Raw genomic sequence first — 22,589 nt, 5'->3', positions numbered from 1 at the left:
AATTATTAAATTTTTGAAATAGTTTATGCGGTCTTTATATTATACTTAAAAAATATATAATTTTTTACAATTTAAGTGAAATTAATCATTAATTTATGATATAATACAATAAACTATTTCGTTGTTTTATTTTGCTTGGAAGGATGAATAACATTGAAACTGAAGGATAAGACGTACAATAAGTTTTTGGAATTCTTTGAGAAAGTGTCCAAGAAACATGATGAAGACCAGTTTGAAATTGCTTATTCCGAAATACAGCGTGAAACAGGCGTAGCAAGCATTACCCTAAAGAAAGCACTAAAAGTGCTGGAAGACGATAAGGTTATTGAAATCAGCCAAGGAAGAAACACCCGATACGGTAAGATTAGGTATTTAAATAAATCGGATTCTAATTCCAAAGATCCCTCCCGTAAAACAAAAATACTTACTTTAGTGGATGATGGAACGGCTAATCCTGGGACACTCCATCAAATTAAGAATATGTCCAGTCTCATCGAACAGCTGCGGCAGAGGGTACGTACCCAGGAAATGACTATCTCTGTGATTTTGGACAGACTTGCTGATTTGGAAGATAGAGTGCATCGCTAAAACATATTGGTTTTCCAGTTGTTTCTAGAGGATTTTTCTTCACCCTGGTGATATAATATCTATGATGCTGCTCTGTTTGTATGGACTATCATGGTTTTGATCCTATTTTTTTTCCGGGAACTGAGTAGTGGCAGGTTGTGTACATCATACTTTACAAAAAAGAAGATGGAAAGATCTGTCTAGGTACCCACCTGCATGTGCAGGGTCAGAAAACCAGATGTCTAACGGCAAAGCGGGAAGAGGATGTCCAACGGATATCCTCTTTAAAATTTATGAGGAATTTTATGGAGGAAAAAGTGTCTAATTCTAAGTTTCTGGCTATGATTCCGTTAATGGTTTTAATATTGTTTGAGACGGTCTCCCGCGGGAGTTTTGTCCATACATTAATCTGGGCAGTATGCGAACCGAATCAATTTGTTGCCACGTATGCTATGCTGTTTGGACTGATTAATGCTTTTTATCTTTTGCCCCGGCGTTTATACCTGTCCATGGCAGCAGTCATTCTAACCGGCCTTTCCTTTATCGCACTGGTCAGTAGGGAAAAACTACTCCTACGAGGAGAGCCTTTGCTGCCCTGGGATTTAAACCTTGGAAAGGAAGCTGCGAACATTTCCCAGAGCTTTCAGGATCTGCCAATCGCTTTTATGTTGGGACTCGTGATCTTACTTATCGTTTCGATCATCCTGATCATTCGTTACATACCAACGGAAAAGTACCTTTCGGCTCAAAAAGTCCCTATTGCGGTACTGTCTTTTCTCTTGCTATTTAATCTAGTTGCCCATACTTCTATGCAAAAGACTTTCAACTGCCGGCTTGTAAACTGGAGCCAGCAGTCCAATTACGAAGAAAATGGCTTGATTATCGGCTTTATGCTGAATTATAAAGCCTATTCGGATGATGCTCCGGCTTCTTATCAAAAAGAAGAAATTGAAAAGATCATTGCTCAGACCAAAACTGATTACACGGTTGATCCGGATTTTACCCCAAATGTTATTTTTGTACAAAGTGAGGCTTTCTGGGATCCGATGCTGATGAAAGAAGTAAGCTTCAGCGAAGATCCAATTCCGTATTTTCATTATCTGCAAAAAAATTATTCAGGCGGAACGATGCTCGCACCTGTCTTTGCTGGAGGAACGGTAAATACGGAGTTTGAAGTCTTGACAGGATATTCCTGCCAGTTTCTCCCCGCAGGGATCATTCCATATGTCCAATACGCAACCAGGGAAATGGATGCGCTGCCCGCGATCTATAAAAGGCAAGGTTATGAGGCTACGGCGATTCATACCTACCATAACTGGTTCTACCGTCGCAATATTGTTTTCGAAGAGATGGGATTTGACAAATTTATCAGCAAGGAATTTTTTGCTGATCCGGAGAAGAAAGGGACTTACATCCGCGATACCGAGCTCACGAAGAAGATTCTGCAGCAGCTCGGACAGAATGATAAACCCGATTTTATCTATGCGATTTCTATGGAGGCTCATGGACCTTATGCGGAAAAACCTAATGCCGGAAATACGATTCAGGTTCAGGGCAACTTTTCAGCCAAAAGTAAAATACTACTGGAGAATTACGTCAATACGATCTCTGACGTTGATCAGTCCCTGAAAGCATTGATTGAAGGCCTAAAGAAGATTGATGAACCAACGATTGTTGTTTTTTATGGAGACCATTTACCTTTGCTCGGCAATAGTTCTGAAGTGTACCAAGAAGCTGACTTTTTTCAGGACGGAGGAAGTTACAGCGATTATTTAAACAAATATACGGTGCCATTTGTTATCTGGGACAATTTCTCTACCCAGAAAGATAAAAATATCCGCATTTCTTCGAGCTTCTTGGGGCCTTATATTCTGGAAAAAAGCAAAAAAGAAGGAAATACCCTGATGGATTTCCTTTATTCCTTATATGAAAAAGGGTCGAATGTGATGGCCGCCGCGCATTATCAGAAGAATGAAAAAATCACCGAAGCAGAATCCGCGGACTATGAAATGTTGCAATATGATTCCCTGATTGGCAATGCGTATGTCTATGAGCTTAAACCACAGGATAAACCGGTTCAGAATGCTTTGTACCTGCTTGGAGAGCGTTTTCCCAAGATCAAAAAGGTTCTTCGTCTGAGTGAAAATGTGATTCAGGTTCAAGGGGAAAACTTCCTGCCGGATTATCAAATTTATATTGATGATAACCTGGTTAAAACGAAGTATGTAAGTAATACTGTCTTAACAGCCACCATGCCGAAATCAATCCAGAATGAGACTGAGCCTGTCAACCTTCTTCTAAAGATGATCGACAGCCTCGGTAATGTTATTTCGGAATCAAATACGTATTCATTCTCGTGTACGGAAGGTGCCTCCATCGATGCCAAATAAGTATAAGTACAGCGTATTTTAAATAAGTTAATAGTCAGACTAAAGTATTTGCGGCCTGTCTGCATACCACAATTCCGCTTTCGGCCGTTGTGTCATCCTTGACACGCCGCTCCTTGCCATCCTTGGCATCGCGACATTAGGCCATCGGTGGCCGTCAAAAGGCCGCACTTCCCCTCCTTGCTCCGCTTGACGCTGGAACTGTGGCACGCAGACTTGCCCTACATATGGTTTTATAGAAGGATAGGGAACGAGAAATACTGATTAAGGTGTACTATTAGCCCATTCTTCATCAAATAGCGCTGTAACTTTTTTTGCAACAGCAGGAGAAGGAACCGTTAAAGAACCTTCGTGATTGATGACAAAAGAATAATACGTCCAGGCAGAATTGGAAACAAACAACGTTGTCTGGTCAAAAATACCGAAATTTGCTCCCATTGTTTTTTTGTCAGGTTGATTATAATAGCGCAATTCAATCTGGGCATCCTTTAATTCCTGGATGGCATCGGGCGAGGTAATCGCACTGGAAAGGCTGACGATCACTTTAACGTTACAGCCTCTTTTTTTTGCCTCTACCAGAGCATCGATCGTATCACTTTCGCTCAATTGTTCAGTTTCAATCCGGATCTCAGATGTAGCAGCGTTGATTAAATTAAGAAGCTGCTGTTTGACGTTGACCGTAATAGCAAAGGTAACATTGTCTTCCGGCAAATCATAAGTATCCGGTAAATCAAGAGACATTGTCGTCGTATAGGTCCAGTCTTTGCCGAAGGATTTGTCCATGACACCAACAGAGTCTCCGGATAGTTTAACAGCCATGCTGTGCGCATCGAAACCTTTGGTGGTCCAGTCACTTCCGTAAAAAACAGCTGTTTTATGATCAATAACCATATAGCGTACTCTCTGGAACTGTCCTTTTTCAGCAGGATAGTACTGGACCGATATGTTTTCATTTTTGAGTGTTTTAATGGTTGAGGTATTATCTCTCTGCCATTGGTCGAGCAGCAGTCTAACTTCGATGCCCGAACGCGCTTTGGTAATCAGCAAATGAATGATTTCCTGATCATTCAGACTGGACAGCTCAATATAAATGGATTGTTTAGCCTGATTGATTACATTCAAAGTCAGCGGACGGATCGCAGCTCCGTTTATATAAATCGCACCAGCTGGCAAGTTTGATACTGGATTGGATTCTTCATCAGCGGAAAACGAGAATATTTTACTGCATCCGGACATCGTCGGTATTGCTATCAGGACGATCATGAGGATGATTAGGAAGGGTACTTTTGTTTTGGACAAAATATCAGCCTCTTTACCAATAAATTGAGCTTTGGCAACTCTTATCTTATTATACATATTTTTAGAAATAAATAACGAAAAAAATAATTCCAATTGGAAAAATATCTAATTGAAAGGCTATTTGATGAGCGGTTTTCCAACTAACCAAAAGGTAAATTATGGGAGAGAGAAGAATAACTATTTAGTACCTCGTCAACCGCAGGGAGCCGCAAGACAACGCTGAATTACAAGAAATCTGCCGACAGGAGATTTAGGGTTGATCTGGCACGAGTCTGATTTTATGTTTAGGGGTGTTGATATGGAAAATAGCTTGCGTCTCAAGACAAAACTGCAGATTAATTGGCTGCTTTTTATGGGGGAAGAACAGCAGGCTCTAGAAATCCTGTTTAGAGTCTTAAACACAGAAAATATCTCCGGTGCCCTGTATCTGACAGAGGTGAAAACACTGATTGATCATAAGGTTTTCAAGGAAGCTCAGGCCTATTTGGAAGCAGCAATCATCTATTGCGAAGAGCCCGGACAGCTTGCCGAAGTGCATTTTTTACTGGCCCGCTGCTGCCATGGACAGGGATTCGTTAATGATGCTTTGATCCATCTCGAAAATGCGCTTCAGATGGAAGTAAACAGTACATACTGGAATCTGCAGACGGATTGTTATCTCGAACTTGGGGAATGGCAGGAAGCTATTAATTGTCTGGATAAGTCTCTTCGTTCCTCACCTGGAGATGCTAATATCCTTTTTCGACTTGGCAGCATCTATCAGTTCCAGGGCCAGTACAGGGAAGCCTTAAACTGTTTCAGCGGCTGTTGTAAAGTGAAGCCGTATCAGCCGGAATTCTGGGAAATGAAAGCGGAAATGCAGCTGAAAATGAATCAGACCGAGGATGCGGTTGAATCTTTCTATAAAGCGATTAAATATGGGGGGCATTTCAGCCTGATGTCCAGGCTGGCCTACTGCTATGCGCGGACAGGCCAACAGAGCAAAGCCCGGAAGTTGTTCCAGAAAGTATTAAAACATGACCCGGATGATCTTGATGCTCTATGCAATCTGGCTGGCATTTACCACGAGCTTCAGCAGGATGACCAGGCTTACCGATTACTCAGAAAAGCCTATACACTGAAGAATAATGACATCTTGCTGCTGAATAATTTAGGCTTTATCTGTTTTCAGCTCGGAAGAACGCGCAAAGCAATTGATTATTACCAGAATGCCCTGAAAATTGATCCGGAAGATAAAACGGTGCTCTATAATTTAAGTGTCTGCATGACCGAAAAAGGGCTGTGGGACGACGCCAAAATTATCCTGGAACGGCTGGTTTCCATGGACAGCAAAAATAGCGCGGCCTGGATCCTGCTTGGGAATACGTATGAAGAAATGTCCAACACGAAGGTGGCAGTCGACTGTTACAATAAATCTTTTGGTTTAACGGTTAAAAAAGCCATTTAGGTTGGCTGAGTACTAGACTTCCCAAAGAGGTTTAATTATCATCTGTTTTCTGGTACAATCAAAGAAACGTTTTTGGGAGGCATTACCATGGCAGACTGGAATCCAGAGGCCTATTTAAAATTTGAGAAAGAAAGATCCAAACCGTCACGTGATTTAGTCAGCCGTATTAAGCTTGAAAAGCCTGAAAACATCCTGGATGTGGGCTGCGGTCCGGGTAATAGCACCCGTGTTTTAGCAGAAAGATGGAAGAATGCGGCGATCACAGCCATTGATAATTCACATGCCATGCTTGAAATTGCCAAAACCACAAACCCGTTAGTGCGTTGGTTATTACGGGATGCTGGACAGGACATTTCCGATTTGGGCCAGTTCGATCTCATATTTTCCAATGCGGTCTTCCAATGGATTCCTGATAATGACCTTCTTATCTCCAGACTGTTTGCAATGCTGGAACCCCGCGGCATATTAGCCGTCCAAGTTCCGTTTGTCAATGAAATGCTGATTCATCAGTTGCTTTTAGACCTGGTAGGCTCTGCGAAGTGGTCCGGTTATTTTGATCACATTGCGATTCCTTATAAGGTCCATACTCCTGAATATTATTATGATGTCCTCTGTGAATTAACACCGGAAATCGAATTATGGGAAACCAGGTATTATCATTTGATGAACAGTTATGATGATATCCTGGATTTGTATCGAAGTACCGGGTTGAGACCCTACCTGGATTGTCTTCATGAAGACAAAATGCAAAAAGAATTTGAGAGTGATCTGATGTTGGAAATCATGAAGTATTATTCCGGCTCCAAAGACGGTAAAATTTTATTTACCTTTGACCGCGTATTTTTTACAGCAACACGGTAATCGATTAGCATTGACATTAATTTGGAGAAATAAGCAGAAAAAGTCGCATAGTCAAAATATGCGGATGATAGCGGGACGTATCGAGACTTAAGCTACGTCTCTTATTTTTTGTGCCGTAATTAGCTGAGTAGGCATAGTCTGATTAGGGAATATCAATTTTGTTCCGTTCTGTCGTTTTCTTTACTTATATCCGTAGATTTGTTAAAGTTAATTTAAAGTAAAAGGGGGCTTTTTAGCATGAAATTAGTCAAGGAAAAAGACTTGCCGGGGATTGGTAAAAAGTATCAGCTGGACACCCGGTCTGGAGATAAGCTGGTTGTGATCGTTCATGATGACGGGCGCCGGGAAATGTATCACTATTACCTCGAGGATCCGAACGAATCGATCTCAATGGTAACACTTGACGATGAAGAATCACGTTGCATTGCCTCTATTCTGGGCGGAATGGCCTATCGCCCCAAAGATCTGGATACCGTTGAGGTAGCCATCGGGGATATGGTACTTGAATGGTACAGGATTGAAACGGGGGCTTATGCGATTGGTAAATCAATCGGTGAGATGCAGGTCCGGAAGCGGACTGGCGGGACGATTATTGCGATGGTGAAAAAAGACCAAAATAAAACGATTAATCCCAATCCCGACATCGTTCTTCAGGAAGGTGCAACGATTGTCATCCTAGGAGAAAAAGAACAGGTGAAAGCTGCAAAAGCGCTTCTGTTTCACGGGAGTGTTCATTAATGGAGCATTTGGTACTGGAAGTTGGTCTCGCTCTGGCCTTGTCGGCCTTAGCAGGGATGATAGCCGGTAAATTGCGGATCTCCATTGTGCCTATTCTGATTATTGCGGGGATGGTTGTTGGACCCCAAGCTCCTCATATCGGAGTATTTGATTTCAGGTTCATTCAGTCAGCCGCACTAATTGACTTTATGGGAAAGATGGGTGTTTTATTTTTACTTTTCTCTCTCGGATTAGAATTTTCGATCAAACAGCTGATGGCATCGGGATCGTCGATTCTACGCAGCGGCCTCATCTACATGCTCATCAACTTTTCTGTTGCGCTGTTGTACCCATTGCTTTTAGGCTGGCCCGTTAAAGAGATCCTGGTCGTAGCAGGGATGATGACAATTTCGTCAAGCGCTATTGTGGCCAAAGTCATTGTTGAGTTAAAACGAGCTGCGAACGATGAGACAGAAATTATCCTAGGGCTGATGATGTTTCAGGATGTGTTTGTAGCAATCTATTTATCTGTTGTCTCTGGTTTGGTTCTTTCCGGTTCAACTTCGACTGTTACAGTCCTGCTTACAGCAGCTGTTGCACTTGGATTTATCGGGGCATTTTTGTTTTTGGGCCATAAGCTCGTTCCATGGCTGAACCGCCGGCTAAATATTCCTTCGGATGAGACATTTTTACTGGTGACTTTTGCGGCGGTGACGTTGATTGCGGGGATTTCCGAAACCCTGAATATTGCCGAGGCCATCGGAGCAATGCTGCTCGGACTGGTACTGGCGGAGACGGAGCATCGCGAGCGGATTGAACATATTATTGTTCCTTTTCGTGATTTTTTTGGTGCATTATTCTTTTTCAGTTTTGGTCTGAGCATCGATCCTTTCGCGCTGGGGGGCGCTGTTTGGCCGGTTCTTGGTGCAGTGCTGCTGACGCTTCTTGGCAATACGGTTGCTGGGTTTATAGCCGGAAGAAGAGCCCGGTTGTCGCATCGCGCTTCGCTCAGGATTGGCTTAACGATCCTGTCACGTGGTGAATTTTCAATTATACTTGCCACACTGGCCCTATCAGGAGGCTTACTAGGAGTCCTGCAACCGTTTTCTGCCTTGTATGTGCTCATTCTCGCTATATTGGGCCCCATACTGACCAAGGAATCCAGTCTGGTATATAAATTAATTGGACCGATCCTTAAATGGCCGGAGCTGCCTGAAAAACGCAGGTTGAAACTTTAGAAAAGTAAAATTTGATAATAATGTCGGTTAAAATTGCGTATCTGAAAAAATAGTACAAAAATAATTTGGTCAAATCGAAAATAAATGATACAATTCAAGTTGACCTATTTATAAAATATTCCGCTAATTTACACCATTATAGGAGGCGATCATGATGGCTATAGATCATGCAAAAATAGAACGAGCTGTAAGGGATATTTTGGAAGCAATTGGAGAGAATCCGGAAAGAGAAGGACTTAAGGATACTCCTAAAAGAGTTGCCAGATTTTATGAGGAAGCTTTTGCCGGACTTCATGAAGATCCGAGCAAGAACCTGTCTGTATTGTTTTCAGAAAAACATGAGGAAATGGTACTGGTTAGAGATATTCCGATTTATTCAATGTGCGAGCACCACCTGCTTCCTTTTGTTGGACAGGCCCACATTGCGTATATACCGAGACACGGCAAGGTGACAGGATTGTCGAAGCTGGCCAGAGTTGCCGAAGACTACGCCAGAAGGCCACAGTTACAGGAAAGGTTGACGAGCCAGATTGCGGGTACTGTGAATGATATGCTTAATCCGCGGGGTGTTATTGTTGTCATTGAAGCTGAGCATATGTGTATGACCGTACGCGGAATTAAAAAACCAGGCGCGCAGACCGTTACATCAGCAGTTAGAGGAATGTTTGAAACCAGTGCTGCTACTAGGGCAGAGGCCTTTTCATTAATTATGGGCAGACGCTAGTCCCAATCTAAGAATAATTTTTAGAATAATTTAATACCTATTTTGGGTTGGTCGGTATGTTACAATGCCGCTATTCGGCAGATTGTGCCCCTCGGGTACAAACAACTGCGCTACTGTGCTTGATGCGGTATTTGTAGCAAATTGGCCTTCTAATGGGTATAATGCTTATATAATTTTTTAATGTTTTGTACTAGTCTGATTAATTAGCTGGTCTGGAAATAAGCGACAAAATGACGGAGGCTAGTTTGCATGAAAATCCTGCTGACAAATGATGATGGTTATTTTGCTGCCGGTCTCAGGACCATGTATGATGTTTTGGCGGCGAACCATCAGCATGAGATCTATGTTGTGGCTCCGGAAGGGCAACGATCAGCTGTTGGACGATCTATCACCTTGTTTCAGCCAATCTTCGTAACCCATCATTCCTTGCCGGACAATCATATTGGGATATCGGTCAACGGCACACCGACAGACTGTGTCAAACTGGCGATACAGGGGGATATTCTTCCTGCTAAGCCGGATTTAATCATATCCGGAATTAATCACGGACCGAATCTCGGTTCGGATGTATTCTACTCTGGTACTGTGGCAGCTGCAATGGAGGGCGCCCTGTTAGGGATACGTTCCATAGCGGTATCGCTTGCGAATTATGATTACGAAGATTATATGCCAAGCGCTTTGCTCATCAAACGCTTGATTGATACGAACAGCCCCTTACTTCAGTATCAGAGCGGCCTGCTCAATATTAATGTGCCGCCCTGCGACAGAGAGGAATGGAAGGGGAAAAAAGTCACGAAACTAGGCAGGTCTGTTTATGACAATGCGTTCGAAAACAGAAAATCTCCTTATGGCAGAGAGTATTATTGGATCACTGGAACGCTCGTTTTTGAAGAAGAACAGGATACTGACCTTAGGGCAATTCAGGAAGGGTATGTTTCGGTTACGCCTTTACACTGTGACCTGACCGATTATGAACGGTTAAAGACCATGGAAAATTTACTATAGGGAGGAGAAATGTATGGGCTTTTGGATTTTCTTCTTTTATTTTGCTGTGTTTATTATTATTTTCTGGCTGAGTCGAGAAAAAGGTGGGAAGAATAATCTTAAAAAATTATTTATCATTCCGATTGTTCTTGCTGTCATTATTACACTGCTGTCCGTGGTGAAAATTTATTTTATTTATAAGATCTTGCTTATTGTGATTGTTTTGGTGGTAGCCCTGCTGACGTATTGGCAGTGGGGAAGCAAGATCCGAAATTTTTGGCGGTGAAAGCATAACGCTGGGTACGCTGTAAGTGGGGCACTATTTGTTTTTAGGCCAAAATCTCAAAGCCTGCCAGGTTTTCTTTATTTCTTTTATTGAAATACCTCCCTGAGAAATCAGGATCCCAAAATAAACCACAATTGCGGCAAGAAGGACGGTAAGACTCGGAAGCAGCGTTGTTTGGCCCGGGACCAGCCATAAGGTGCTTTTGAGCACAGCTGTCATACCAAGTCCGGCCATAACCGGCTGCAGGATCATGGATTTCAGATCAGCTTGTAGTCCGATGTGCTTGTTTATGGCATAAAGGTTTAAGAAAGCCATCATGACAAAACCAAATACATAAGTTAAAGCGGTACCCACGAGACCAAATTTTGGAATCCCAGTCAGGTAGAAAAGAAGCGGAATCCGGAATACTGCTGTGATGACCGAATGGGCCAGCGGTAAAAAGGTTTTGCCGAGCCCTTGTAAAATTCCTGTAGTCGTCTGCTGAATATAGGCAAATATCCCACCCAAGGCTAATACCTTCAACACTGCAGACACATGATCACTTTTAAATAGGTGCGTAAGTGGTTCAGCAAAAAAATAAAGTGCAATGACACACGGCAATCCGAGCATAATGGTATAGCGGACCGCGTCTATGCTTTTACTCCTGGCAGCCCGGACGTCATTTCGGACCATTGCTTCGGAAATAGCTGGGACAAGCGATGTAGCCAGCGCAAATGTAAAGACGCTTGGAAATGAGAGCAGCGTAAGTGCAGTCCCGCTGAACTCTCCAAAAAGAGAGGTTGCATTCCTGGCCGAATAACCGGCAAGCTGAAGCTGTTTGGGAATAATGACAGTATCCAAAGAAGACAGCCCTGTAGCCATTAGCCTGCTTCCGGTTACGGGCAGGGACAAACTGATCAGCTCTGCCATGACGGGTTTGGATTGTCCGCCATTTTCATTTCCATAAGGAAGGTGCTTGTGCTGCACCAGATATTGAATCAGGATCACAAGCAAACCAACGATCTCCCCACAGAGCATTCCTGCGGCAAGACCGGCTGCGGCCCATTCAATGCCTTTCTTTAGCAAATATACGGAAAGAGAAAAACCGATCCCGATCCGGAAGATTTGTTCACAAACCTGGCTGACCGCTGAAGGAACCATGTTCTGCAGCCCCTGGAAATATCCACGGAATGCAGAGGCCACAGATACGATAAAAATTGACGGGATACAGATCTGAAAAACAATTCCAACGCGCTCATCCGCAAAGAAACTGTGAACGATCAGTGATCTGTTTATGTACAGCGTGATGGTAACCAGCAGACCGGAAATAAATAAAGTCAGGAAAGCCGTCCGGAATACTCTCCGGGCTTCAGCATAGCGGCCAATAGAGACTCTTTCTGCGACCATTTTGGAGACAGCCAGTGGTATTCCTGCTGTGGTTAAGACCAGTGCAGTCATATAGACCGGAAATACCATATAGAACAATCCGTACGCTTCACTACCGATATAATGCATAATCAGGTATTGGTAGACAAACCCGAGCAGACGATTGACCAGATTCGCCCCAAAAAGAATGACTGCACCAAAAATGAGGTTGTTTCTGGGCATTTTTTCCTCCCTGGCCGGTACTCTGTCAGAGTACATATAGTTGATTTCTATTCAACTTATGCGCTGGGAAAGGAGGTCATGCTCCAAGTTTTTTCAGGGATGCAGTTTTTTTTAGAGGATTTGTGGAAACAGCAGAGAATTAAAGAGAATTAAACATGTTATAATTTAATATTGAGTGATGTTCGAGTGCAATAGTCTTGTTTAAGTCAAGTTATTAAAAAGAATAGACAAAGGGGAGATTATTCTTGAAAAGCTATGACACCAAGAGTATTCGTAATATCTGTCTTGTTGGGCACGGAGGTTCAGGTAAAACGTCACTGGTAGAGACCATGCTTTTTAATGCCGGAGTAACGAACCGCATCGGGAAAGTAAACGATGGAAACACCGTCTCAGATTACCTTCAAGAGGAAGTACAACGTCACATTTCAATTAGCACTTCATTAATTCCGATCGAGCATAAGGATGTTAAAGTTAATGTTCTCGATACACCCGGTTATTCCGATTTTATCGGTGAAGTCATCAGCGCTTTGCGCGTCGTGGAAACAAGTGTTTTTGTGATCAGCGGGGTTGATGGTTTAGAAGTTCAGGCCGAGATCATCTGGGATCTGGTCGAAGAAAAACAAATTCCTAAAATTATTTTTATCAATAAACTGGACAGAGAAAATGCCAATGCAGAAAAGGTACTGGATCAGCTGAAATCAACTTATTCAAATACCCGTTTTGTTCAAATGCAGATTCCAATTGGCAAAGAGGCAGGATTCGAAGGTGTAGTTGGTCTGTTCCAAACCGACATACCTGATCAATATACAGATGATATTGCCGTATTGAAAGAAGCACTGGCTGAAGCTGCAGCTGAAGCCGATGATGACATCCTGATGAAATATCTAGATGGAGAGTCCCTGAATGATGAAGAATTAAAGACGATCACAGCCAAAGGGCTTGCTCAGAATATGATCGTTCCGGTTTTATTCGGTTCGGTAGAAAAAAATCTGGGCGTGAAGGAATTCATTCAATTCCTGGCAGACAATGTGCCTGCGCCTACACCTATAGACAAAAAAGCCGCGTTGGTCTTTAAGACACTTGCCGACCCCTATCTCGGCAAAATGACTTTCTTCAAAGCTTATGGCGGAATGTTTACCAGTGAGACAGTTGTCTACAATGCGAACCGGGAAGTCGAGGAAAAACTCGGCCAGCTGTTTTATCTGAGAGGGAAGAACCAGGATAATACGGCCAGCGTCCAAGCCGGCGATATTGCTGTCGTTGCGAAACTTCAGGAGACAAAAACAGGAGATACTTTTACAACGAAAGAGAAAGGTATCCAGCTGAACGGAATCGAATTTCCAAAACCAGCGCTATCGCTTTCTGTCAAACCGAAGAGCAAGGGTGATGAAGATAAGCTCGGATCCGCGCTGGCTAGGTTAGTCGATGAAGATCCGACCATCAGCGTCGGCAAAAACACAGAAACTAAACAGACGATTTTAAGCGGGCTCGGTGAAATGCAGCTCGATATTGTTGGTGAAAAACTGGCCAGAAAATTTGGTGTTGCCGTCGAGACCGAAGTACCGAAAGTTCCTTACAGAGAAACGATCAAAAAATTGGTGCAAGTTGAAGGCAAACACAAGAAACAAAGCGGCGGCCATGGCCAATACGGACACGTTTGGATTAAGATGCAGCCAAACCCGGAAAAAGACTTTGAATTTAAAGAAGAAGTTTTCGGTGGAGCGGTTCCGAGAAACTATTTCCCTGCTGTTGAAAAAGGTCTGCGAGAGGCCGTGGCGGAAGGTTTCCTGGCCGGCTATCCGATGACCAATGTTAAATTTACGCTGTATGACGGATCGTATCACAGCGTGGACTCGTCAGAAATGGCGTTTAAGCTTGCGGCTCATCTTGCTTTCAAGAAAGGTGCTGAAATGGCCAACGCGGTATTAATGGAACCAGTCGTTGAGGCTGAGGTCAAGGTTCCTGAAGCATTCATGGGTGATGTCATCGGAGATTTGAACGCTAAACGCGGCAAGGTCCTAGGTATGGAACCGGACGGCAAATTTCAGGTGATTAAAGCCCATGTACCCCAATCCGAAATGATGCGTTATTCCATTGACCTCAAGGCTATGACGCAGGGAAGAGGAACGTTCACGACTCATTTCATCGGGTACGAAGAAGTTCCGGCAAGATTATCCGACGCGCTGGTCGCTCAACTCAAGAAAGAACACCAACATCACGAATAAAGCTCAATGATTGTAGGTAGGATAAAGCCGCTAACGAATTTTGTTAGCGGCTTTTTGTCAATTGCCAACATTTCAGCAGACAGTAAGACTTGTATTAAGTTAACTAATAGTTAACTTTTTTTACAATAGTTAACGACGATTCCGTTGAGCGTTACAAAAAAGAAGACTATAATGGACTTGAAAGGAGGTGGGATCCATGACGAAAATCAACATCGGAAAAATGATTGCAGCCCGAAGAAAAGAAAAAGATCTTACTCAGGAAGAACTAGCCGAATATCTTGGGGTATCCAAGCCGGCAGTTTCCAAATGGGAGTCAGGACAAAGCTATCCAGATATTATGCTTTTGCCTGTGTTAGCAGCCTTCTTCAACGTAAGTGTCGATGAGCTTCTGGGGTATGAAGCCCAAATGACAAGGGAAGATATAAGAAAACTGTACCGCAGACTGGCAACTGCTTTTGCATCGGAGTCTTTTGACCAAACCTACTCCGAGTGCCTAACGTATATCAAAAAGTACCATTCGTGCTGGAATCTGGTGCATTCCATCGCGCAGCTGCTGGTTAATCATGCACCGCTTGCCGGCGGACCAGACCGGATGAACGACGTTTTGCGGGAAGCCTCGGGATATTTTGAGTGTGTGGAAAAGAACAGCGGTGACGCGGCACTGGCTAGGGAGGCGCTTTCCTTGAGAGCATACTGTTGCCTGGCCCTGCAGGAGCCTGCCCAAGCTATTGATCTGCTCGAAGGGATCGAGGAAGGACCGGTATCAACGGGAATACTGCTGGCCAAAGCCTATGCGATGAAAGGTGACAGCGACCGCGCCAAGCGTTATCTCCAGCAATCTATTTACACGAATGTAGCCAGTCTTTTCGGAGCTTTTCCCGACCTGATGGCACTTTATGCAGATGCTCCGGAAAAAACGGATACCTGTCTACAAAAGGCGCTGAGTCTTGGGGAGGTGTTTCAGCTCAAAGAGATGCAGCCGGCCCATTATTTCACGGTGTATCTCACAGCAGCCGCGCTTTACACAGCGCAAAACCGAAACGAGAAAGCGCTGGATATGTTGGAAGCATACGCGGATATTATTTTTCAAAAGAATACTTTTCCGCTAAAACTAAAAGGGAATTCATTTTTTGACATGCTGCAGCCGTATTTTGAATCTCTCAATTTGGGAGGTGATGCTCCGCGCAGCGATAAACTCATCCGTAAAGATTTAAAGAGCGTTGTTGTAGATAATCCTGCGTTTCAAAGTCTTAAATCGGAGGAGCGTTATCAGAAACTTTGGCGACGACTTGAATCGATGGAGGAGGAAGCCTAATGGAAGATTTAATGTCCTATTTACCTTTTCTAATTCCGGTCATGGTGATTGAACTTGCCCTGGCAGCAGCTGCGCTCGTTCATATTTTTCGGCACAGGACTTACCGCATCGGCAATCAGGTGCTTTGGGTGATTGTCGTCGTCCTGTTCCAGATAATCGGCCCTATCTTGTATTTTACCTTAGGCAAAGGTGACGACTAATGGAAATTCTGAAGCTGGAACATGTCAAGAAAAACTTCGGGGAACTTCCGGTCATACAAGATTTGAGCTTCTCGGTCTCCGAAAGCTCCGTTTTTGGTCTGATCGGAAAAAACGGAGCGGGGAAGACAACTACCATGAAAATGCTTCTGGGCTTTTTAAAGACTGACGCTGGAGAAATCAAAGTATGCGGGGAAAAAGTTGCTTTCGGAGACACAAAAACCAACAGGCATGTGGGTTATCTTCCGGATGTCCCGGAATTCTACAGTTACATGACACCTGTCGAATATTTAAGGCTGTGCGGGGAAATCTCCGGTCAAAAGCTTGGTCCAATCCGGAAAAAGACGGAAGAACTGCTGGCTCTGGTAGGACTGGAGAACAGTAATCGAAAAATAAGCGGCTATTCCAGAGGAATGAAACAACGGCTGGGGATTGCCCAGGCTTTGATGAACGAGCCGAGGCTCCTGATCTGCGATGAGCCGACGTCGGCGCTTGACCCCGTTGGCAGAAAAGAAATATTGGACATTTTATCCGTTGCCGGGAAGCAGACTGCCATTTTAATTTCTACCCACATTTTAGCCGATGTGGAACGGCTCTGTGACCATATTGGGATTCTGGATGAAGGGAAGCTTGTTTTACAAGGGAAACTCTCCGATATCAAGAATAGCTACCGCCATAGTTCCGTTCGGATCACGTTGGCGGATCAAGACAGTGTTGCCGTTCTTGCCGGGAAGCTTGCTGATCTCCCCTTTGTATCGGCGGTGGAGGCCAAAGATAATTCCCTGACTGTCCGCATTGCGGACATTGCAGCGGAAGGACGACTAATTCAGGAACTGCTGCTCAGGGAACAGGTTTTTGTTCTGAAGTATGAAGTGCTTGAACCTTCGCTGGAAGATGTGTTTTTGGAGGTTATTCAATGAATGGTTTCATCGCTTTTACTAAAAAAGAATTTCTGGAGCAAATCCGCAGCTATAAAGCCGTTATTATGGTTTCTGTACTCTTTTTGTTCGGTATGACGAGTCCCTTGCTGGCCAAGATGATGCCCGATATTTTCGCCCAGCTGACTGTTCAGGGAATAACCATCAGCATGCCTGAGCCGACAGTTCTGGATGCCTATGGCCAATTTTTCAAGAACATGAGCCAAATGGGTTTGATCATCCTGCTGCTTGTCTTTAACGTTATACTCTCCCAGGAAGTGACACGCGGTACACTGGTCATTTTTCTCGCCAAGGGATTGTCCCGGTCTGCGGTCATCATGTCAAAATACTTGGCGTCTTTGATTTTGTGGACGGTCAGCTATGTCCTTGCCGCGATCACCGATTACGGCTACACCGTTTATCTGTTCGGAAATTTTTCCTTGCCGCATCTGTTTTTTTCGTTGTTTTGCCTATGGCTGTTCGGCGCTTTTCTCTTGGCGGTTCTCCTGCTGGCAAGCACAATTACATCCGGAAATTACGGAGGATTGCTTCTAACAGCTGCAGTCATGATGGTCCTGCTGATCGCCAATGTGTTCCCGCCGCTTCAAAAATGGAATCCGGTCGCGCTTGCCTCGGATAACATCACACTGCTTACCAATGCGAAAACAATCGGCGACATGTCCGCAACAGTTTGGACGACACTGCTGCTGATTGTGTTAGGTCTGATTCTTTCACTCCTGGTGTTCAGAAAAAAGAAACTATAAGGTGAAACACGATGAATGAAAACATCACTGGTTACAAAGCGAAAGAAGTAAAGGGTCAAGTGTTTGGGTTAGTCGTAAGGAGTAGGGGCCTAGGAGGTAACATTATTGCTAGCTTAAGAAGTCTCGTTGGCGGAGAAATCTGTGAATACACATTTATGCTTGAAGATGCTCGTAAACAAACGATCGACCGCCTCGTAATGAATGCAACTGCAATGGGAAATAACGATAGACCCGAGTAATGGAAAAAGGTTTAGGGTTTACTACAGGACGCGGTTAGGACGCAGCGGGAACCTGTGAGGCGTTCTACGACAGCCCAAAGAGTAGTTTTACTTTATGGTAAAATAAGGTATTGATATAATTGAATACTCATAATGTCAAGTTGCCTTAAGTAATGGCATTATCCTTGCTCTGAAAAATGAACTTTACGCCTTTGTACAGGCACATAATATTGCTGCCGCCAAGAAACAGCTGAGAAGTAATGCCTTTGGTGTGATGATTCTTTGGTATTGTATGCCATGACGGACAAGCAAAGTATCGTGGAACGACTGCGGGAGGCAGAATAGGTTTGTATTTGTGAGCAGACTTTTTTAGGTTGATTTCATCTTGCTTTTTCAGGTAAAATATAATGAAATGATCAACTTGAGGATGGAGATATAGGATTATGAGTATGATATTTGCAGATCGGATGAACAGACTGGGCAGTGAAACAGCTTTTGAAATGCTGGCGAAGGCTAAGGTTTTGGAAGCGCAGGGAAGGGAAATCGTTCATCTTGAGATTGGCGAGCCGGATTTTCCGACGTTGCCCAATATTATAGAAAAAGGAATGGAATGCATGCGGGCGGGCATGACAAAATACACGCCTTCTTCGGGCTTGCTGGAGGCAAGACGGGCGGTTGCGGATTATGCGGGCGGTAAAAGAGGCTATAAAATTGACCCTGAAGAAGTGGTCATGACGGCAGGCGGCAAGCCGATCATGTTTTACGCGATTTTAGCCACGGTTAACCCCGGAGATGAGGTTATTTATCCGAACCCTGGTTTTCCTATCTATGAATCTGTCATTAAGTTTGTCGGGGGAGTCCCGGTACCGATTCCGCTGCGCGAAGAAAATGAGTTCAGGATGGATATCCAGGAATTTAAAACCCTTGTGACAGACAAAACAAGAATGGTAATTATCAACTCACCGCAAAACCCGACCGGCGGAATGCTGACCAAAGAAGACTACCAGGAAATCGCCGATTTTCTGGCTGACCGGAATATTGTGATTCTCTCGGATGAAATTTATGAGAATGTCGTCTATGAGGAGTCGTCTTTTTCGATCTCTTCGCTTCCGCATATGAGAGAAAAAACCATTATACTTAACGGATTTTCGAAGACCTATGCAATGACCGGCTGGCGTGCCGGGTACGGTATCATGCCGAAAGAAGCCGCTCAACAAATTGGCAAACTCGTTGTCAACAGTACATCCTGTCTGGCAGGTTTTACACAAATGGCTTGTATTGAAGCTTTGACCGGATCGCAGGACGAAGTCTTAAAAAGGGCAGAGCAGTTCAGAATCAGAAGGGACCGGATTGTTGACGGACTGAATGCCATCAGTGGTGTTACCTGTCTGAAACCGCGCGGTGCTTTTTACGTGTTCCCAAATATTAAAGCTTTTGGGAAAACCAGTAAGGAGATGGCTGAATACCTGTTAAACGAAGCGGGCGTTGCGACGCTTTGGGGCAGTTCATTCGGTGAATACGGCGAGGGATATCTGAGGATTTCCTATGCAAATTCCTTGGAGAATATTGAGAAAGCTGTAAGCCAAATTGATGCTGCCCTGAAGAAGTTATAAATGATTTTGAGACAATAAACGGTGCAGTGTGAGACTGCACCGATAAATTTATGGACGATTTTCAGTAACCAAAGAGAAGAACACGCTAACATTAATAATACCAATGAAGAAATCCAGAGGAACAGAGAAATTCTTTTGGGTATACTGAGCAAAAGAAGCAGAAAATTTTGAATAGTTTGAACTTTCTCAAAAAAAGTTTAGAAAATTGTTGCAATATTGTTGAAATTATCGAAGTTAGTCCTTATACTAAATACTAAACCTTGGTTTGAAACAATTCTGAAACCATATTTTACATTATTGGAAAGGGGGACATAATAATTACAGAAGGTAGAATAAGAACTGGGCACCTTATTCTGCTAGCGAGTCCATAATGAGGTTAATGAATGAATAATAATTAAGGGGAAAGAGGACACTATGAACACTGTGCTATTTCTTATTTCATTTCCAATTGTTGTTGCACTGCTTTTGCTTATCCTGCCGCAGCCGGCCGTACGAAAAGGCATTGTGGTGCTGTCGACAATCATTCTGACTGTAGCATCAGTATATTTGGTTGTTCAGTATTTTAACACAGGGGCAGTATTTTTTAATCTGGATAATCAATATATTGATCTTGGAATATTCGCTGTTGAGATCATTCTAGCAGTCATTGTCATTGGTATTTCGCTGAAATACAAACAGTATCTGGCTGGGCTTTTGATGCTTACCAGTGCTGCAATTATGATATGGTTTGAAGGTTCTTATGGGGAAGAGATTCAGACATCGTATAATTTATTTGTTGATAATCTCTCTTTGATCATGACACTGATCATTGGCGTCATCAGCAGTATGATAGCGATATTTGCTGTTGGCTATATGAAGGATTATCATCATCATCACAAGGACGTTAAAGACAGAACCCCGTTTTTCTTTTTCGTTATCTTCGTTTTTCTGGGAGCGATGTATGGGGTTGTTTTTGCCAACAATCTGATGTGGCTTTATTTCTTTTGGGAAATTACCACATTCAGTTCATTCTTCCTGATCGGTTACAGCCGCGAAGAAATTGCGATTAAGAATGCATTCAGGGCTTTAAACATGAACCTACTTGGCGGACTTGGTTTTTCCATTGCCATTGTCTACTTATTTATCAATGCACATACGATTGAGTTGAACCAGCTGCCGGAGCTTGCGTCTACCGTAGTGCTTCTGCCGACAGCTTTACTTGCGTTTGCCGGGTTAACGAAGGCTGCCCAGATGCCGTTTTCTTCTTGGCTGCTTGGAGCGATGGTTGCGCCGACTCCTGTTTCCGCACTGCTCCATTCCAGTACCATGATTAAAGCTGGTGTGTACTTAATCATCAGACTTTCACCGGTTTTTGCTTTTGTTGACGGCGGTTCAATGGTCGGACTATTTGTCGCGATGGTTGGGGCGGTGACATTTGTCCTGACATCCTTTATGGCAATTTCCCAGTCGGATGCCAAACGTGTACTTGCGTATTCCACGATCGCCAATCTTGGCCTGATTATTGTCTGTGCGGGTATTGGGACCTATCAATTGATGTGGGCTGCGCTCATGCTTGTAATCTTCCATGCGATTGCCAAGTCTTTGCTGTTCCTGTCCGTGGGTACAGTTGAGCATAACATTGGTGACCGTGTCATCGAGTCCATGGACGGACTGATAACCAAAATGCCGAAGATTGCAATTGGTATGGTCGTCGGGATTGCGGGAATGTTTCTTGCTCCGTTCGGAATGCTAATAAGTAAATGGGCGGCTCTTGAAGGATTGGTTACAGCAAATCCGATGCTTACGGTATTTGTGGCCTTTGGCAGTGCAGCAACTTTATTCTTCTGGACTAAATGGCTCGGTAAGCTTCTGATGGTTAAAGAAAAACCACCGGAATTCCAACCGAAGGTCCCGGCGACAGAACGCTTCGCGTTAACTACTCTTGCTGTTTTAACAATTGGGGTTTGCCTGCTGTTCCCGCTTATCTCGAAATATTCTCTGGAGCCGTTTATTGCATCGATCTATAATCAGACCTACCTGCTCGATCAGGGTAATGTCATCATCCTTCTGATTATGGTCGGACTGATGGTTATTCTGCCAGTTAGTCTATCGTTCACGCACAAGAATGTTCAGTATAAGCCGCAGTACCTGGCAGGACTCAATACTTCCGAAAAAGAGAGATTTTATGGCTCTCTCGGACTTACAAGAGAAATAACGGTGAGGAGTTTCTATCTGGAAAGTATTTTTGGCGAGAGCAAACTGTTTAAACTTGGCGTTGTGAGCAGTATTGTTCTAATTATCATAATGTTTGGGGTGGGGATCATATGAGTGGAAGTTATGCTTGGTTAATCGTCATTCTCTATATCATTCTGGCCCCGTTTATCGGCGGTTTGATTGCTGGGGTGGATCGCAGGATATCAGCCAGGATGCAGAGCAGATACGGCCCGCCGATTCTGCAGCCTTTCTACGATGTTTTTAAATTGATGAATAAAAGCAGCATTGCGGTAAATTCACAGCAGAGGCTGTACATCATCTGTTTCATCGTATTTGTGATAATCTCGGGAGCCATTTTCTTTGGCGGCGGAGACTTGCTGCTGGCAATTTTCGCTTTAACGCTCGCCAGCGTCTTTCTGATCATCGCGGCCTACTCTACTTTTTCACCGTACGCCTATATCGGTGCAGAAAGAGAAATGCTGCAAATCATGGCCTATGAGCCGATGGTGATCTTAACGACTGTAGGAATGTATATGGTGACAAAAAGTTTTAATGTTTGGGATATCGCAATGTATGACCAACCACTGATTTACAGTCTGCCAGGTATTTTTCTTGGATTCCTGTTTATCCTAACCATTAAATTTCGTAAATCACCTTTTGATATATCGATGTCTCATCATGCGCATCAGGAGATTGTCCGCGGGATTATCACAGAGTTTTCCGGGACGGATTTGGCGCTGATTGAGATTGCCCACTGGTATGAAAATGTGTTGCTGTTGGGCATTGTTTGTCTGTTTTTTGCGTCAAGCCCGATCATTGCCTTAATTCTGGCGGTCGTCGTCTATTTCCTGGAAATCTGGATTGACAACAACTATTCCCGTCTGAAATGGCAGTCTGCGCTTGGAAGCGCCTGGATCGTTGCACTTGTACTTGGCGTAGGCAACATCGCCTATCTGGCGCTTAGATAACGGGATACAATGTGCCAAGGGCGGCGATTCTAAATTAACATTTAACGATCATGCTGCAGACTATGTCACTGTAATGGATGAC

Annotated in this window: 19 protein-coding genes, 1 other RNA gene and 1 pseudogene; 19 read left to right on the top strand and 2 right to left on the bottom strand. The window is 43.8% G+C overall.

Features of this window, described 5'->3' with window-relative positions; translation table 11 throughout:
* Nucleotides 1-153 precede the first annotated feature (153 nt).
* From A7K50_RS12615 to A7K50_RS12605, 3 genes are all read left to right on the top strand, one after another.
* On the top strand, nucleotides 154-588 hold the full coding sequence (locus A7K50_RS12615; RefSeq protein WP_119776607.1) for a hypothetical protein: 435 nt from the start codon (nucleotides 154-156) through the stop codon (nucleotides 586-588).
* Between the two features lie 61 nt (nucleotides 589-649).
* Nucleotides 650-831: non-coding RNA, 6S RNA (gene ssrS, locus A7K50_RS12610), on the top strand.
* A 53-nt stretch (nucleotides 832-884) separates the two neighbouring features.
* Entirely contained in the window at nucleotides 885-2,957 is a 2,073-nt protein-coding gene (locus A7K50_RS12605; RefSeq protein ID WP_243103749.1) for an LTA synthase family protein, read from the top strand.
* A gap of 261 nt (nucleotides 2,958-3,218) precedes the next feature.
* On the opposite strand, the gene A7K50_RS12600 is transcribed toward A7K50_RS12605, so the two are convergent.
* Nucleotides 3,219-4,253 carry a phosphatidylserine/phosphatidylglycerophosphate/cardiolipin synthase family protein gene (locus A7K50_RS12600; protein WP_243103748.1) on the bottom strand — a complete coding sequence of 345 codons (1,035 nt, stop codon included), beginning with the start codon at nucleotides 4,251-4,253 and terminating at the stop codon, nucleotides 3,219-3,221.
* A gap of 298 nt (nucleotides 4,254-4,551) precedes the next feature.
* Between A7K50_RS12600 and A7K50_RS12595 the strand changes: the two genes are divergently transcribed.
* From A7K50_RS12595 to A7K50_RS12565, 7 genes are all read left to right on the top strand, one after another.
* Entirely contained in the window at nucleotides 4,552-5,700 is a 1,149-nt protein-coding gene (locus A7K50_RS12595; RefSeq protein ID WP_119776726.1) for a tetratricopeptide repeat protein, read from the top strand.
* A gap of 87 nt (nucleotides 5,701-5,787) precedes the next feature.
* On the top strand, nucleotides 5,788-6,561 hold the full coding sequence (locus A7K50_RS12590) for a methyltransferase domain-containing protein (protein ID WP_119776604.1): 774 nt from the start codon (nucleotides 5,788-5,790) through the stop codon (nucleotides 6,559-6,561).
* Between the two features lie 237 nt (nucleotides 6,562-6,798).
* On the top strand, nucleotides 6,799-7,299 hold the full coding sequence (locus tag A7K50_RS12585) for a cation:proton antiporter regulatory subunit (protein WP_020490819.1): 501 nt from the start codon (nucleotides 6,799-6,801) through the stop codon (nucleotides 7,297-7,299).
* Nucleotides 7,299-8,516 (top strand): cation:proton antiporter, encoded by a 1,218-nt coding sequence (locus A7K50_RS12580; protein ID WP_020490818.1) that lies wholly within the window; start codon nucleotides 7,299-7,301, stop codon nucleotides 8,514-8,516. The genes A7K50_RS12585 and A7K50_RS12580 overlap by 1 nt, the downstream gene beginning before the upstream one ends.
* Nucleotides 8,517-8,667: 151 nt before the next feature.
* A complete protein-coding gene (gene folE, locus A7K50_RS12575) occupies nucleotides 8,668-9,240 on the top strand; it encodes a GTP cyclohydrolase I FolE (protein WP_020490817.1) in 573 nt (190 codons plus the stop codon).
* A gap of 249 nt (nucleotides 9,241-9,489) precedes the next feature.
* Nucleotides 9,490-10,245, top strand: a complete 756-nt coding sequence (surE, locus tag A7K50_RS12570; protein WP_020490816.1) for a 5'/3'-nucleotidase SurE — start codon at nucleotides 9,490-9,492, stop codon at nucleotides 10,243-10,245.
* A gap of 13 nt (nucleotides 10,246-10,258) precedes the next feature.
* Entirely contained in the window at nucleotides 10,259-10,510 is a 252-nt protein-coding gene (locus tag A7K50_RS12565) for a hypothetical protein (protein ID WP_015042869.1), read from the top strand.
* A gap of 33 nt (nucleotides 10,511-10,543) precedes the next feature.
* On the opposite strand, the gene spoVB is transcribed toward A7K50_RS12565, so the two are convergent.
* The gene (spoVB, locus tag A7K50_RS12560; protein ID WP_119776602.1) at nucleotides 10,544-12,097 is read right to left on the bottom strand and encodes a stage V sporulation protein B; all 1,554 of its coding nucleotides are present in this window, start codon (nucleotides 12,095-12,097) and stop codon (nucleotides 10,544-10,546) included.
* 245 nt (nucleotides 12,098-12,342) lie between these two features.
* On the opposite strand from spoVB, the gene A7K50_RS12555 reads away from it, so the two are divergent.
* From A7K50_RS12555 to A7K50_RS12510, 9 genes and pseudogenes are all read left to right on the top strand, one after another.
* Entirely contained in the window at nucleotides 12,343-14,322 is a 1,980-nt protein-coding gene (locus A7K50_RS12555) for an elongation factor G (protein WP_119776600.1), read from the top strand.
* A gap of 196 nt (nucleotides 14,323-14,518) precedes the next feature.
* Entirely contained in the window at nucleotides 14,519-15,637 is a 1,119-nt protein-coding gene (locus tag A7K50_RS12550) for a helix-turn-helix transcriptional regulator (protein WP_119776598.1), read from the top strand.
* Nucleotides 15,637-15,837: a PLDc N-terminal domain-containing protein gene (locus A7K50_RS12545; protein WP_119776596.1), complete on the top strand. Its 201-nt coding sequence runs from the start codon at nucleotides 15,637-15,639 to the stop codon at nucleotides 15,835-15,837. Before A7K50_RS12550 ends, A7K50_RS12545 begins: the two co-directional genes overlap by 1 nt.
* Nucleotides 15,837-16,754, top strand: coding sequence for an ABC transporter ATP-binding protein (locus A7K50_RS12540; protein WP_119776595.1), 918 nt, complete (start codon nucleotides 15,837-15,839; stop codon nucleotides 16,752-16,754). The genes A7K50_RS12545 and A7K50_RS12540 overlap by 1 nt, the downstream gene beginning before the upstream one ends.
* Complete coding sequence (locus A7K50_RS12535) at nucleotides 16,751-17,515, top strand: ABC transporter permease subunit (RefSeq protein WP_119776593.1); 765 nt, start codon at nucleotides 16,751-16,753, stop codon at nucleotides 17,513-17,515. Before A7K50_RS12540 ends, A7K50_RS12535 begins: the two co-directional genes overlap by 4 nt.
* Before the next feature lie 11 nt (nucleotides 17,516-17,526).
* A pseudogene (locus A7K50_RS12530) lies at nucleotides 17,527-17,739 on the top strand (heavy metal-binding domain-containing protein); the annotation flags it as partial.
* A 437-nt stretch (nucleotides 17,740-18,176) separates the two neighbouring features.
* The gene (locus A7K50_RS12520) at nucleotides 18,177-19,346 is read left to right on the top strand and encodes a pyridoxal phosphate-dependent aminotransferase (RefSeq protein WP_119776592.1); all 1,170 of its coding nucleotides are present in this window, start codon (nucleotides 18,177-18,179) and stop codon (nucleotides 19,344-19,346) included.
* Nucleotides 19,347-19,760: 414 nt separating this feature from the next.
* Entirely contained in the window at nucleotides 19,761-21,653 is a 1,893-nt protein-coding gene (locus A7K50_RS12515) for a proton-conducting transporter membrane subunit (RefSeq protein ID WP_119776590.1), read from the top strand.
* A complete protein-coding gene (locus A7K50_RS12510) occupies nucleotides 21,650-22,507 on the top strand; it encodes a complex I subunit 1 family protein (protein ID WP_020490802.1) in 858 nt (285 codons plus the stop codon). The genes A7K50_RS12515 and A7K50_RS12510 overlap by 4 nt, the downstream gene beginning before the upstream one ends.
* Nucleotides 22,508-22,589: the final 82 nt, after the last annotated feature.

The sequence above is a fragment of the Dehalobacter sp. MCB1 genome (assembly GCF_003590275.1).
Classification (GTDB): Bacteria; Bacillota; Desulfitobacteriia; order Desulfitobacteriales; family Syntrophobotulaceae; genus Dehalobacter.
The sequence above is the reverse complement of the archived record's forward strand: the minus strand, read 5'-3'. Positions and strand labels throughout refer to the sequence as shown.

Excerpts from the sequence above, each read along its gene's own strand:
- A7K50_RS12590 (WP_119776604.1), top strand. The coding sequence starts at position 5,788 with ATGGCAGACTGGAATCCAGAGGCCTATTTAAAATTTGAGAAAGAAAGA.
- A7K50_RS12585 (WP_020490819.1), top strand. The coding sequence starts at position 6,799 with ATGAAATTAGTCAAGGAAAAAGACTTGCCGGGGATTGGTAAAAAGTAT.
- A7K50_RS12510 (WP_020490802.1), top strand. The coding sequence starts at position 21,650 with ATGAGTGGAAGTTATGCTTGGTTAATCGTCATTCTCTATATCATTCTG.
- A7K50_RS12520 (WP_119776592.1), top strand. The coding sequence starts at position 18,177 with ATGAGTATGATATTTGCAGATCGGATGAACAGACTGGGCAGTGAAACA.
- A7K50_RS12540 (WP_119776595.1), top strand. The coding sequence starts at position 15,837 with ATGGAAATTCTGAAGCTGGAACATGTCAAGAAAAACTTCGGGGAACTT.
- spoVB (WP_119776602.1), bottom strand. The coding sequence starts at position 12,097 with ATGCCCAGAAACAACCTCATTTTTGGTGCAGTCATTCTTTTTGGGGCG.
- A7K50_RS12580 (WP_020490818.1), top strand. The coding sequence starts at position 7,299 with ATGGAGCATTTGGTACTGGAAGTTGGTCTCGCTCTGGCCTTGTCGGCC.
- A7K50_RS12545 (WP_119776596.1), top strand. The coding sequence starts at position 15,637 with ATGGAAGATTTAATGTCCTATTTACCTTTTCTAATTCCGGTCATGGTG.
- folE (WP_020490817.1), top strand. The coding sequence starts at position 8,668 with ATGATGGCTATAGATCATGCAAAAATAGAACGAGCTGTAAGGGATATT.
- A7K50_RS12515 (WP_119776590.1), top strand. The coding sequence starts at position 19,761 with ATGAACACTGTGCTATTTCTTATTTCATTTCCAATTGTTGTTGCACTG.
- A7K50_RS12550 (WP_119776598.1), top strand. The coding sequence starts at position 14,519 with ATGACGAAAATCAACATCGGAAAAATGATTGCAGCCCGAAGAAAAGAA.
- A7K50_RS12535 (WP_119776593.1), top strand. The coding sequence starts at position 16,751 with ATGAATGGTTTCATCGCTTTTACTAAAAAAGAATTTCTGGAGCAAATC.
- A7K50_RS12565 (WP_015042869.1), top strand. The coding sequence starts at position 10,259 with ATGGGCTTTTGGATTTTCTTCTTTTATTTTGCTGTGTTTATTATTATT.
- surE (WP_020490816.1), top strand. The coding sequence starts at position 9,490 with ATGAAAATCCTGCTGACAAATGATGATGGTTATTTTGCTGCCGGTCTC.
- A7K50_RS12595 (WP_119776726.1), top strand. The coding sequence starts at position 4,552 with ATGGAAAATAGCTTGCGTCTCAAGACAAAACTGCAGATTAATTGGCTG.